Genomic DNA, 11,740 nt, shown 5'->3' on the forward strand with positions numbered 1-11,740 from the left:
GTGGGATCACAGGCAGGGTCTGGTCGGGTTCGTGCGGGCGGTGGGGCCGGTCGGGTGAGCATCGGGCGAACGGCCCGGTGGGGGCCATCAGCCGGGGCAGCTGGTGATCCAGATGGTCACGGAGCCAGACAGCCATGCCGGTCTGCCCGTTCAGGCGCAGGTGCTCGAAGGAGCGCCACAACGCTTCTAACCGCAGGGCCGCCTCGACGTGGTCCCACCACTGCGGGCACCACCGCCATTCGCCGCCGAGCGGCCGGGCGAACACCGGGGCGAAGAACTCGGCGACCCAGGTCTGCAGGTCCGGATAGCACAGCGCAGCAGGTGCCTGCGCGTCAGCGGGCGTCTGCAGTGCGCCGTCGGTGGACGCGGCTGCCGCGGCGGCGAGGTCGTAGACGGTCTTCTCCAGGCGGGCCACCTGCACGGCGAGATCGTCAACTGTGGGTGACGGGGCGGTCATCGATCGACTCCGATGCGGTGTGGTGGCCGCCGGCCCGGGCGGTGAGCTCGGCGGTGGCCTCCGCGACCGCCGCGGCGATCTCGGCGTGGTGGGGGCCGGTGTACCAGGGGCGTAGCGCGAGCACTGCGGCGCGGGCGCCGGTGGCCAGCAGCAGCGCCCACCCCTTGGGGATCGCCCGGATGTCTCCGGGTTCGAGGATGCGTTGTCGGCGGGCGGACACCGACAGGCTCGCACCCTGGCGGCTGCGGGTGACCGACTCGGTGTCCACCTCGTGCTCGCCCACCAGCCGGGAGACGTCTTCGGCCAGGCGGGCGTCGTCGATACCTGCCCCAAGGATCTTGATTGTGCTGGCGGACCACAGCGCGTCCATGCCGGGCTCCCCCCATACCCGCACGCCTTGGCGGTAGCTCTGCAGGATGGTCAGCGGGACGACCCCGCGGGAGCCGAGGTGGGAGTACAGGTCCGGTAGGTCCTGGATCTTGCAGACGTTCGCGGCCTCGTCCAGGACCGTGACCATCGGTGGGTCGAGCCGGCCGCCGCGAGATTCGGCGCGGCGTACCGCTGCGCGCAGCACCTGGTCGGTCAGCGCGGCCACCAGCGGGCTGGCCGCGCCTTCGTCGTCTTTGGACAGCAGATAGAGGGTGTCGTTGCTGGCGGCGAACGCGGCCATGTCCAGTTCGACGGTGGCCGCACTGGGGGTGACCCAGCGTTGGATTCGTGCGTTGCGCAGGCACTTCGCCGCCGTCCTGGCGGTTTCGTAGACGCCTTCACGGGTTTCAGGGGCGCCTCTTTGCCGGCCGCGCAGCCCGGCGGCGACCGTGGGGAAGCCGCCGGCTGCGAGCAGCTCGGCGGGTAGCGGGGAGCCGGAGTCGTTGAGCCACTCGTAGACGTCGGTGAGGGTGCGTTTCGAGACGGCGGCGGCCAGCAGCAGGCTGGCAAGCAGGTCACCGGCGGCGGCGGACCAGAAGTCGCGGTTCTTGTCCCGGATCTCCTGGAGGAAATGCCCGGCGAGCCGGTCTGCGTCCTCGACGCCGGCGACGGCGGCCAGCGGATTCCACCACCAGGTCTGCTCGGCGTAGGCGACCTGTTGGGGATCGAACACCCACACCCGGCTGTGGGCGGCGCGCAGGGAGGCGGTGGCCGCCCACAGGTCGGCTTTGTTGCTGGTCGCGACCGCCGCGCCGGGGGCATCGAGGATCATCGGCACGGCCAGGCCGGTGGTCTTGCCGGCCCGCGGCGCCATCACGGCCAGGGCGACGTCCTCCCAGGTGCCGCGCAGCGGCGGGCCGGTGGGCACGAGATCGCCCAGCGGCCAGCCGGTCTGCGTCGGGGATAGTCGGCGGCGGTCGAGCGCAGCGAGCGACGGGCACAGCTTACGGGCACGCTTGGCCACCCCGGCCGGGGTCAACGCGGCCAGGTCGTCCGGGCCGGCCAGCGACGGCAACGCGAGCCGCCAGCGGGTTTCGCGGTGGCGGCGGAACGTCCAACGCCGCCAGCGGCGCGTGACGAGCACGACCAGGACCCCAACGGCCGACATCCACAGCAGCCCGCTGGCGATCAGCCAGCCGGTGGCCACCCCGGGCCAGGCCAGGTCAGCGCGGCCGCGCAGCAGGTAGCCGGCCATGTCGGGCAGGGGGGCGACCTGGCCGCCGCCGACGGCAGCGGCCAGCCGGGCGGTCAGCCATACCAGCCCGAACACGACGGTGGAGATCCACAACAGGCCGAGTAACACCCAGGGGGCAGCCTCATACCGGCAGGCGCCCGGGCGGCTCACCGGAGGTCCCGGCGGATTGCCTGGTCGGAGTCGTACAGCGTTACCTCGTCGGGGGTAAGCGTCATCTGCACCGGGATCCCCAGCCTCCCCCCAGTTTTGATCATGTATTTACCGCGGCCGGGGTGCAGGTGACTCGACTGCCAGGAGTCCGGTGCCGACCAGCTCGTGACCATCTCTCCCTCGGCGTCGGTCAACGGGGTGATCTCCTGTACCCGGGTCAGTTCCCGCGGCGGGAGCCCGGCCAGCACCGTGATCGCGGCCCTGTCGATAAACCCGCGTGCTTTGGCCCGGTCCTCCTCGGTGACCAGCGCGTCGAGGTCGGCCAGCGAGTGGGTGACCATGAGGCTGGCCATGCCGCGGGCCCGGTTGAGCCGGGTGAGCGTGTCGGCGTGCTCGACCAGACCGGGGGCGCCGCGCAGCGCCCGCCACAGCTCGTCCATGACCGCGACGAAATGCCGCCGGGGGGCCAGGCCGACGTCGGCGAGCGCGGCGGCGCCGTCGACCGCGCCGTGTCCGTAGGCCCAGGTGCACAGCAGCGCGGCGGCTAGCAGGGTGTCCCCGGCCGCGCCCACCCGGGAGATGTCCACCGAGACTGCCGGGGCATCTAGGTCGATCGGCCGGCTGGTGGGCCCGTCGAACACCCCCGCCAGCGATCCTTCACACAGCAGGGCCAGGGATGCGACCAGGCCGGCGACCCTCTCGGCGTAGCTGGCCAGATCGCCGGCACGGGCCGCGGCGCGTAACTGGTCGGGACCCTCGTCCAGGACACGCAGCACATCCGGCACGGTCGGGGGCACCTTCAAACGTTCGTCGAGCAGGTCGATCGCCCGGCCGAGGATGACCTCCTCGATGTTGAGGATCCGGCCGCCCCGCACCAGGCGGATCAGCGCCAACAGCAGCGCGAGGCGGCGGCCGCGGACCTCCCACCGCAGCGCCGCGGCATCGGCGGGATCCATCCGGGTCAGCGCCTGTCCCAGAGGACCGGCGTCCAGCGGGTTGATCCGGTCCATACCGCGGCCCACCCGGATGATCTGACCGCCCAGCGCGTCGATGTGGCGGACGTAGTCCGGTTTGGTGTCCCCCAGGATCAGCGCGCGCACGCCGGTGGCGACCATCCCGGTGATCAGACGGTGGGTCAACGCGCTCTTGCCGACCCCGGGCTGGCCGAGGATGAACATCCCCGGGTTGGTGACCAGACCGGCGCGCAGCCAGGCCAGCGGGTCCAGGCAGACGGTTTCCCCCCACAGCATGTGCCGGCCGACGGGCACCCCGGCGATCGGGGAGCCGGAGCCGGCGACGAACGGGAACAGCCCAACGGCCTGCACCGTGGTCGCCTGATATTCCGGTGCGACGACGACATGCCCGGCCCGACCGGCGCCGGGTGTCTTCCATCCCCAGGCCGGGGCAAGCGGTTCGGCAGCGGCCGCGGGCATCGTCTCCCCCGGCGGGATCACCGCCGGGGCATGCGCCAGCAGCGGCGCCCGGGTCGGTGGGGCCGGGCTGCGGCGTACCGGTAGTAGCCGGGGCATCAGTGCGGCCACCGGGTGGCGAGCGCCGGCGGGCAGATCCCGCACGGCAGCGTGACGGCGAACCCGGCCGCCTGCGCCCCGTACATCCGCCGCAGCCGGATCTTGGCGGTGTCGGCGCGGGCCTCCAGGTCCGCGACGGCCTTCGGGAGATCCTCGGGCCGGCTGCTGTCGACGGTAACCGTGGCGTACAGCGACATGAGCACCACGCCGGCGCCCTGGGCTTCTTCCCGGGCGGCCCGGGCCGCCGCGGCGGCGTCCGCGTTGTCGCGGGCGGTAGCGTCCCGGCCAGTGCGGGCCCGGTAGAGCGCCCGGAACGTGGCGGCGTTGACCTCCGTCTCCAACGTCCGGGCCGCGACACCGGCGAGCATGGGCCGGTAGAGCATCGTCACCCGTGTCGGCCAGGGGCCTGGCGCGAGCAGGCGAGCCAGCACATCGGAGTGCACCAGCTGGCGGGGGGCCTCCCGCCAGCCCCAGGAGGTGCTCAGTCCGGAGTCGTGTCGGTAGGCGTCCCAGGTTTCGCGTGCAGCGACCGGCCCGGCGTCCGCCCAGCGCAGCAGCCTCCGCTCGCCGCGGGCGCTGCCTTCCAGCAGCCGGATGACCTCTCCCCGCCTGGCCGGGTCGAACGCGACCCGCACGGCGCCAGCGAGCTCGGCCGCGCTGGCCCGGCCCAGCACCGTGACCCCGCAGCCACCCAGCGCCGATTCCAGCCCGATCAGGGTGCGGGAGAACTCCACCGCCGCGTCCAGTACCTTCGCTGGTCGGGTCGGCGCGAACCGCGGATCGAACGTGATCGACACCCGGGTGTCGACGTCGGCCGTAGTGTGCGGGGAGGCCACCAGGTCGTGCACGAGCTGCCGGGCCACGGAGGGTGCGGCAGGGTCCAGCGTGCCCAGGAGGGCGTCGCGCAGGGTCGTGCCTGGGTCTGGTGCGGTGTCCACAGTGACCGCGACCCAGCGCACCGCCGGCAGGTAGCCGAGGCTGGCCAGCCAGCCGCCCCAGGACGCCGTCCAGGTGTCCGCGTCCGAGCCGGCCAGCCAGGTAGAGGTGGCCGACACCCGTATCGTCGCGGTCAGCAGGCCGGTGCGGCGGTCCCAGACCAGCCCGTAGCGGCCCCCGGCGCCGTCCTCGACGTCGACGAGGGCCATCGGGGCCAGCACCCCGGGCAGCTGCCAGGCCCGAGGGTGGACCACCAGCACCCCGCCGTCCCGCCGGTTCCAGCCGCGCAGCACCGCATACCGCCAGCGGACGTGCTGCACCAGGACATGCAGCAGCGGGATCCCGTCCCAGCGGGCCACCGTCACTCCCAGCAGCACCGCCAGCGGCGGGCCGAGCACCAGCAGCGCCCGTGGGCGGATCGTGGCCGCCAGCAGCACCAGTGCGAACATGCCCAGGGCGGCCAACGTCTGCCCGGTGGTCAGACCCATCAGACCCAGCCCGCGGGCCCGCCGCCAGCCACCGTAGGTCCGTACCGGCGTCGGCTCGGTCATGTCCCCTCACCCCCACCCTGGGTTCCGATCGGCGACGGTCCTGTCGGCGGGGTCATCCTGGCGGCCGCGGTCTGCCCCGCGCCGCGGACAGCCTCAGGGGCCGCGCTCGCTCCCGGGGGACCGGCGGCCGTACCGGGCGAACCGGGCGAACCGGGCGAACCGGGCGGCCCGCCTGCCGGTTGCCTGCCTGTCAGGGCCGCTCCGGACGGTGTCCCGCCTCCACTGGTACCCGCCGGTGGCTCACCCTCCGCCAGGGATTGCATGTACCGGGCGTGCGCGGGGGCTGGCCAGCCACCCGCGGGTGCCCCACTCCTGGCGCCGCGCAGGCCCGCAGCCGCCTGCAAGGCGAAACCGATGGATGTCAGCAGCTGCCCGTCTCCGCCGTCCTGCCCGGCTTGGGCGACGGTCCAGTTGAACAGGCGCATCAGCGCCGGCAGCGCCAACACCGCCATAATGATCATGGTGAAGCCGGTGAACACGGTGCGGGCGTCCTCACCGTGGCCGGCCAGCGTGAACGCGGTGGCGTAGACCAGGGCAGCGGTCGGCTTGTAGAACACCAGCGCGGCGGCCCACCCGGTGACCCGGGGGAACCAGCCTTCCGTCACCGAGGTCATCTTCCCCGCGGCGGCGAGCTGCAGCGCAGCGACCAGGATGGGAATCGCCCCATCCCGGAAGATCATGAGAACCGCTTGGATGAAGCTGGCTAGGAAGGCCAGCAGACCCAGCAGGATCAGCACTAGATAACCGCCGTGCGTGCCTGTCAGTGTGAGGATCTTGGTCATCCGCTCGGCGAACTCGTTATCCGTGCTGGTGTTGAGCACCCAGGTGGAGAATGCATCCCCCGCATTGACCAAGGCCGCGATCAGCGTGGTGCCAACCCCGGTGGCGACCGCATAAGTGATCAGTCCGCGGCCGGCGCGGACCAGCGGATTGACCCGCCGCTCCAACGCGAGCCGGATGCCCTGCACCATCAGCCCGCCGACCAACATCACCACCACGATCGGCAGCAGGAAACCCCGGATCATCCCGATCGTCGCAACGTCCCCCTTGAGGTTGATGGAGGGCACATTGACCCACCAGGACGTCGACATCCTCACCATCCAGCCGACCGCGTCGGCGACCCTGTCGGCGACCACCTCGAGGAACATGTCGAAGATTGCTTCGGCTACATCACCTGCGAAGATTTCTTTGAATATCTCTTTCGCAAGATCTTTGATTCCATCTTTGATATAGCACAGCACATCAAAAGGCACACACACGGCGGACTCCTTAAAACTGGGCGAGCATCCTGAAGCCTGCGGTGTCCGTCACCTGCGATCCGGCGTTTCTCCAATCCCCGCCTGACGGAGCGACGACCTTCCAGTCATCGTCGACCCAGCGCACTTCGACCCGCACTGCCGCCAGCAGGGGCTGGCCCTTCGCCTGGATCAGGAGGAGCAGGTAACGCACCATCGCCGTGTCCTGGGAGTAGCTCTCCAGTTGCCAGCCGATGATCCGGGAGTCTGATCCTGCGATCCGCTCCCCCGGGCCAGGCATGTCTTGACGCCCCTCGCGCTGGGCGGCGGCTAACAGCGCGGTGCGGTTATCCCCGATGACCTGCCGTTCGATGGTGGGCCGCCACACCGACTCGCCAAGGGTCCCGGCGGTCCGGTAGGCGATGTTGATCGCGGCCAGCACGCTGCCGATCCGTGAGCGAGCAAAACCCGATGCGAGGAACCCGTCGAGATGCGCCGGCCCTGCCGCGACCGACCGTGGCAGCCGCAGACCGCCGATAAAGTCGTAGAACGTAACGTCGTCCGCCCCCGGGGGCGGTGACACCGGGGGCGGTGACACCGGGGGCGGTGACACCGGGGGCGACGATTCGAGCCCAAAGCTGGGCTGCCCGGCCGCCTCGACGGTGCTGGTGCTGGTGTGCCCAGGGCCAGCCGGCCGGGAGGATTTGTCGCCGCCGGTGAGCCGTATGCCGACGAGGCCCCCGGCACCGACCAGCGCCACGGCGGCGATGACCAGGACCATCGGCCGGCGGGCTCCCTGGCCCGTCATTGGATGAACGCCGAGACGAAGGACCCCGCCAGGAAGATCAGGCTCATCGCCGCGAGCGCCCACGGCACACCGGCCGCGCCCTCCACGCTCATCTGGGAGCGGTTCCGACGACCGAGCGCCATCATGATCGCGCAGATGAGCAGTCCAACCACACCAGCGACCAACCCTCCGTACTTCAACCAGCCCACCACCATGTTCACGGTTTCTTGCACCCCCTCGGGTGCCTGGGGGCGCGGGTTGGGCACGAGCGGATCGATGGCGGCCAACGACTGCAGAGCGATGATCAGCACGAAAAGGTCCCTCCTGTTCAGGCACGGCCAGCGCGGCGCGAATGTCCGCCACCACAGATCTGATCTTGGCTGGCGGTGGCTCGTCGAACGGATCCTCGAGGTAGCGGAGGTAGCGGAGGTAGCGCCAGCGCTGCACATACGGCACCTGGACACGACATCCACCCGGTCGCCAGCAGCCGTGCGAGGGTCGATGCCCCGGCGCCCCCGTGACAGCCCACCACGCGGCAGCCTCCCGGACCCGTAGTCGGACGCTTTCGGGGACGCCCGGCAGCGGCCCGCGACACCGTCGCCGTGGAGGCGCCCGCTAACGCGGTCACGTTCTTGATGCTGTTGCCCATCCCGGATTCCTCCTCGTCCCCAACGCACCCGCCGGAACCCCCACCTGGCCCATCCACCAGGTGACCTAGATCATGTCGGGAACGGTACGCCGACCTCGACGGTGCTTGCAAGCGCTTGCATCAGGCTGGTGCGCGGCGTATCACTGAACACGTCCGATGCGGACACCCCCGCATGGCTGCCGACCCGGGCTTCCCCCGCACAGCGACCACACGCACGCCGCCCGGGGTTCTTCCGGATCTCGGCGACCTGAGGGGTACGCGCCTTCCTGGGCGGTCGTCCGCACCTGCTGCTGTCGGCATCCACCCACCCGTGGGAAGGCACGTGCGCTACGCACTACCGGGTCTCGGCCGCCTCACCGACTTCACCGTGCTCGCCGCCAACGACGGGTGGAACCTGCTGCACCTCCAGACACCACCGGTAATGCCCTTCGACGCATCCGAGTACGAAACCAGCTACGACCACGCCAGCTCGACCAGCCAGAGACCAACTCAATTTAACAAAGTATTTAACGGGTGCATCCGTTAGCGACTCCGCGGAAGCCAGGGTTGTCTAGGAACTCGCTTTGGATCTTGTTTCTGTGTGCTGTGAATAGTCTTCGAGGAGAAGTGCGAGGGCAGGCCAGCGATCGCCCTGATCTTTGCCGATGGCGGCTTCGCCGGACAGTTCGTCCAGTGGGCGGGCCAGTACCTGAGGAAGACCGTTCTGGAAGACCGTTCTGATCGTTCGGAAGCGACCCGGCCAACGCACGTTCGAGGTTCTCGAGAAAAGGTGGATCGTCGAACGCACCCCGTGCGCCGCGAGGCACTCTGTTGTATCCCCGGTTCAGCCGGGAGGGACTTGGAGGGAGGTTCCTGGGCCGGATGGCTGGCCTGGGTCCGAAAGGTGAAGGGGACCAGGTGATCGGACAACCCAGCCTCGGGAGGTATGAGTAATGCAGAGCGCCGCAACGGTGCTGGATGTCCTGCGTCACTGGGAGCCGGATGATCGGGAAACCATCAAGTCCGGTTCGGCGGGAGGCCGCGCGGAAAAGGACCAGCTCAAGCTGGCACCTCGCTGCGCGACCGGCCCATCAGCCTGGATCACCGCACATCGACGTCTCGCCCGTGACTACGAAACCCACCCCGCCCGCTCCGAAGCGATGATCCACCTGGCAATGATCAACAATACAGCCAGGCGCGTAACGGGCGAGACCACCCCCACCTGGCGAGGAACCTAAACCCGAACCAAAAAGAACCCGCAGGATCGAACGCCCTGAGTTCATCTTTTCCAATCAAGAGATCACCGATGGTGTCGCGCCGCTGGAGGTTCGGGAACCGGTAGCTGTCCCGGCACCTCCGCGAACGACTGAGGAGGCCGCACAATCATGCCCGATACCGACCTGCCGCTGGTGTTGTTGTCCAATCGCGGTCCGGTGAGTCACTACCGCGACGGTTCCGGGGAGCTGAAGACTAACCGCGGGAGCGGTGGGCTCGTGTCGGCGCTGTCCGGCCTCGCCGAACGCCTCAGCGAGAACGGGGTCGTCTGGGTTTGCGGGGCGTTGACCGACGCGGACGTCACCGCCGCCGCCCGTCACAAGGACGGCTTAATCCCTATACAACCGCGTGTTGTCGACGGCAAGCCCGAGGGCCCGAAGATCGATATGCGGATGGTCGACACCGACAAGGAGGCCTACCACAAATTCTACGAGGTGTGGTCGAACCCGATCCTGTGGTTCATCCAGCACGAACTCTACAAGAGTGGCGACTGGCAACTTGAGATCACGCAGGAGACACGCGACGCCTTCGAGCGCGGCTACGCCGAGGTAAACCGCGTCTATGCCGATGCAGTCATCGACGAGGTCCGTAAGCGCGACAGCAAGGCGTTGGTAATGTTGCATGATTATCACTTCTATCTGGTGGCCGAACGGGTCCGGGAACAGTGCCCGGATACCATGATCACACATTTTATCCACATTCCCTGGCCGAGCCCAGAGGCGTGGCATATCCTCCCGGAGGATATCCGTGAGCGGCTGTTTCGGGGCCTGCTCGGCAACGACATCGTCGGCTTCCAGACCCGCAGCGCCGCACGTAACTTTGCGCTGTGCGCCCAAGAGCTGCCCGGCGTTAGGGTCGAGAGGGACCCGGATAATCCGGACACGCTGGAGGTACATGTAGACGGCCGCACCGTCCGGGTCCGCCATTACCCGATCTCAGTGAACCCGGAGGCGTTGAAAGAGATCCAACGCACACAGGAAGTGCAGAAACACATCTCCGAACTGGAGAAGAAATTCCAGACGGAGGATCTTCAGCTCATCCTGCGGGTGGACCGCACCGACCCGAGCAAGAACGCCGTGCGCGGGTTCGATGCCTTCGGCAAGCTGCTCGATAATCATCCTGAACTGGTCGGGAATGTCCGCTTTCTGGCACTGCTGCAAAAGAGCCGTACGAACGTGCCCGCGTACGCCGACTACATCAAGAAGATCGATGATAAGGTCGCCGAGATCAACGCACGGTACGCTCCGGACGGGTGGCAGCCCATCGATCTGCACTACGTCGAGGATCTCCCACTCGCAGTCGCGGCGTACTCGATCTGCGATGTGATCATGGTTAACCCTGTTGCGGACGGTATGAACCTGGTGGCCAAGGAGGTCGCGGTGCTGGCCAAGGAGGTCGCGGCGCGCAAGCAACGCTGCGGCGTGCTGGCCCTGTCAGAGAAGGCAGGCGTCTACGAAGAACTCAGCGAGTATGCCGTCACGTTGGATCCCTTTAGTATCGATCAGATGGCGGGCGCTCTCTACACGGCGCTGAACTTGGAGGAGGAAGATCGACGCGAGCGCCTGAAGAATGCTGCCAAGCAGGTAGAAACACATCATGTGGAAGATTGGCTGAACGCTCAGTTGAAAGATATCCCGCCTTTACGTCAACTGTCAGGATCACCGAAAGCTTACCCAGCCCCGCATCAGGCAGCTTACCCAGCCCCTATTCGCCCGTCATCTGGTCGAGCATGTCCAGCACCAGGCGCCGCTTCTTCCGGTAGCGGACTTCATAGGGTAGACCGGCACGAGCCCGCAGCCAGCGAGCCTGCCCGGCAGCCGCCTGGTCGCTGACGGCGCTGACGCCCCTGTGCTGTCAACTACCCTGAGTGGCTGGTGGGTGTGTGCGCGAGATGGCGTGACACTGTCGCATCGGCGGAGTCCGGCATCGCGAATCCTGATCAGTCATGATCGGCTGATGCGTCGAGGTCGTGTCTGTCCACCGGTTCCGGCGTCGGAGTTCGCGGGGTTCCGGTTCCCACCGGAAGTGATCATTCTGGCGGTGCGGTGGTACCTGCGGTTCGCGTTGTCGTACCGGGATGTCGAGGAACTGCTCGCCGAACGTGGCCTCGACGTTGACCACGTCACGATCTACCGCGGGGTGCAGCGCTTCACGCCCTTGCTGGCCGAGACGGCCCGGGCGTGTCGTCATCGGCCTGGGGACAGGGGGTTTGTCGATGAGACCTATGTGAAGGTCGCCTGCCGCTGGACGTACCCGTACCGGGCGGTCGACCAGTACGGGCAGGTCATCGACGTCCTGGCCAGCACCCGCCGCGACCAGGCCGCTGCCCGGCGCTTCTTCGTTCGAGCACTGGCCCAAGGCCGCCGGCCAGCCGAGGTCACCACCGGCAAGACGCCGGTCTACCCGCCACTCCTCGACGAGCTGCTTCCCGAGTCCTGCCACGCCGACGCCGCCCGGGAGAACACCCGGATCGAAACCGACCACGGCCGCCTGAAAGCCCGGCTCCGGCCGATGCGCGGACTGAAACGACTGCGCTCGGTCCGGGCGGGTAAGAGCCTGTTTTGGATC

The 11,740-nt window shown here is 68.6% G+C and carries 10 protein-coding genes and 1 pseudogene; 4 read left to right on the forward strand and 7 right to left on the reverse strand.

The window, feature by feature from the left end; all coding sequences use genetic code 11:
• The 7 genes from AC08OO_RS13775 to AC08OO_RS13805 form a co-directional block, all read right to left on the reverse strand.
• The coding region (locus tag AC08OO_RS13775; RefSeq protein WP_476618609.1) for a DUF4913 domain-containing protein at positions 1 to 457 on the reverse strand (457 nt) is incomplete at its 3' end.
• Positions 432 to 2,231, reverse strand: a complete 1,800-nt coding sequence (locus AC08OO_RS13780) for a type IV secretory system conjugative DNA transfer family protein (RefSeq protein WP_476610131.1) — start codon at positions 2,229 to 2,231, stop codon at positions 432 to 434. The genes AC08OO_RS13780 and AC08OO_RS13775, both read right to left, overlap by 26 nt.
• On the reverse strand, positions 2,228 to 3,805 hold the full coding sequence (locus tag AC08OO_RS13785) for a hypothetical protein (protein WP_200923132.1): 1,578 nt from the start codon (positions 3,803 to 3,805) through the stop codon (positions 2,228 to 2,230). The genes AC08OO_RS13780 and AC08OO_RS13785 overlap by 4 nt, the downstream gene beginning before the upstream one ends.
• Positions 3,760 to 5,247 carry an SCO6880 family protein gene (locus AC08OO_RS13790; RefSeq protein ID WP_476610132.1) on the reverse strand — a complete coding sequence of 496 codons (1,488 nt, stop codon included), beginning with the start codon at positions 5,245 to 5,247 and terminating at the stop codon, positions 3,760 to 3,762. The genes AC08OO_RS13785 and AC08OO_RS13790 overlap by 46 nt, the downstream gene beginning before the upstream one ends.
• Positions 5,244 to 6,500 carry a hypothetical protein gene (locus AC08OO_RS13795; RefSeq protein ID WP_476610133.1) on the reverse strand — a complete coding sequence of 419 codons (1,257 nt, stop codon included), beginning with the start codon at positions 6,498 to 6,500 and terminating at the stop codon, positions 5,244 to 5,246. The genes AC08OO_RS13790 and AC08OO_RS13795 overlap by 4 nt, the downstream gene beginning before the upstream one ends.
• 16 nt (positions 6,501 to 6,516) lie before the next feature.
• Positions 6,517 to 7,290, reverse strand: coding sequence for a DUF8175 domain-containg protein (locus tag AC08OO_RS13800; RefSeq protein WP_476618610.1), 774 nt, complete (start codon positions 7,288 to 7,290; stop codon positions 6,517 to 6,519).
• Positions 7,287 to 7,580 (reverse strand): hypothetical protein, encoded by a 294-nt coding sequence (locus AC08OO_RS13805; protein WP_043592000.1) that lies wholly within the window; start codon positions 7,578 to 7,580, stop codon positions 7,287 to 7,289. Before AC08OO_RS13805 ends, AC08OO_RS13800 begins: the two co-directional genes overlap by 4 nt.
• 660 nt (positions 7,581 to 8,240) lie before the next feature.
• Here AC08OO_RS13805 and AC08OO_RS13810 point away from each other — a divergent pair.
• The 4 genes and pseudogenes from AC08OO_RS13810 to AC08OO_RS13825 form a co-directional block, all read left to right on the forward strand.
• Entirely contained in the window at positions 8,241 to 8,444 is a 204-nt protein-coding gene (locus tag AC08OO_RS13810; RefSeq protein ID WP_476610135.1) for a hypothetical protein, read from the forward strand.
• Positions 8,445 to 8,994: 550 nt separating this feature from the next.
• Positions 8,995 to 9,135 (forward strand): annotated as a pseudogene (locus tag AC08OO_RS13815) (IS5/IS1182 family transposase); the annotation flags it as partial.
• 147 nt (positions 9,136 to 9,282) lie between these two features.
• Positions 9,283 to 11,004, forward strand: coding sequence for an alpha,alpha-trehalose-phosphate synthase (UDP-forming) (locus tag AC08OO_RS13820; RefSeq protein ID WP_476610136.1), 1,722 nt, complete (start codon positions 9,283 to 9,285; stop codon positions 11,002 to 11,004).
• A 124-nt stretch (positions 11,005 to 11,128) separates the two neighbouring features.
• Positions 11,129 to 11,740, forward strand: a 612-nt coding sequence (locus AC08OO_RS13825; RefSeq protein WP_476618611.1) for an IS6 family transposase, incomplete at its 3' end; no start/stop codon positions are given.

It is taken from the genome of Frankia sp. CeCAU1 (assembly GCF_977971845.1).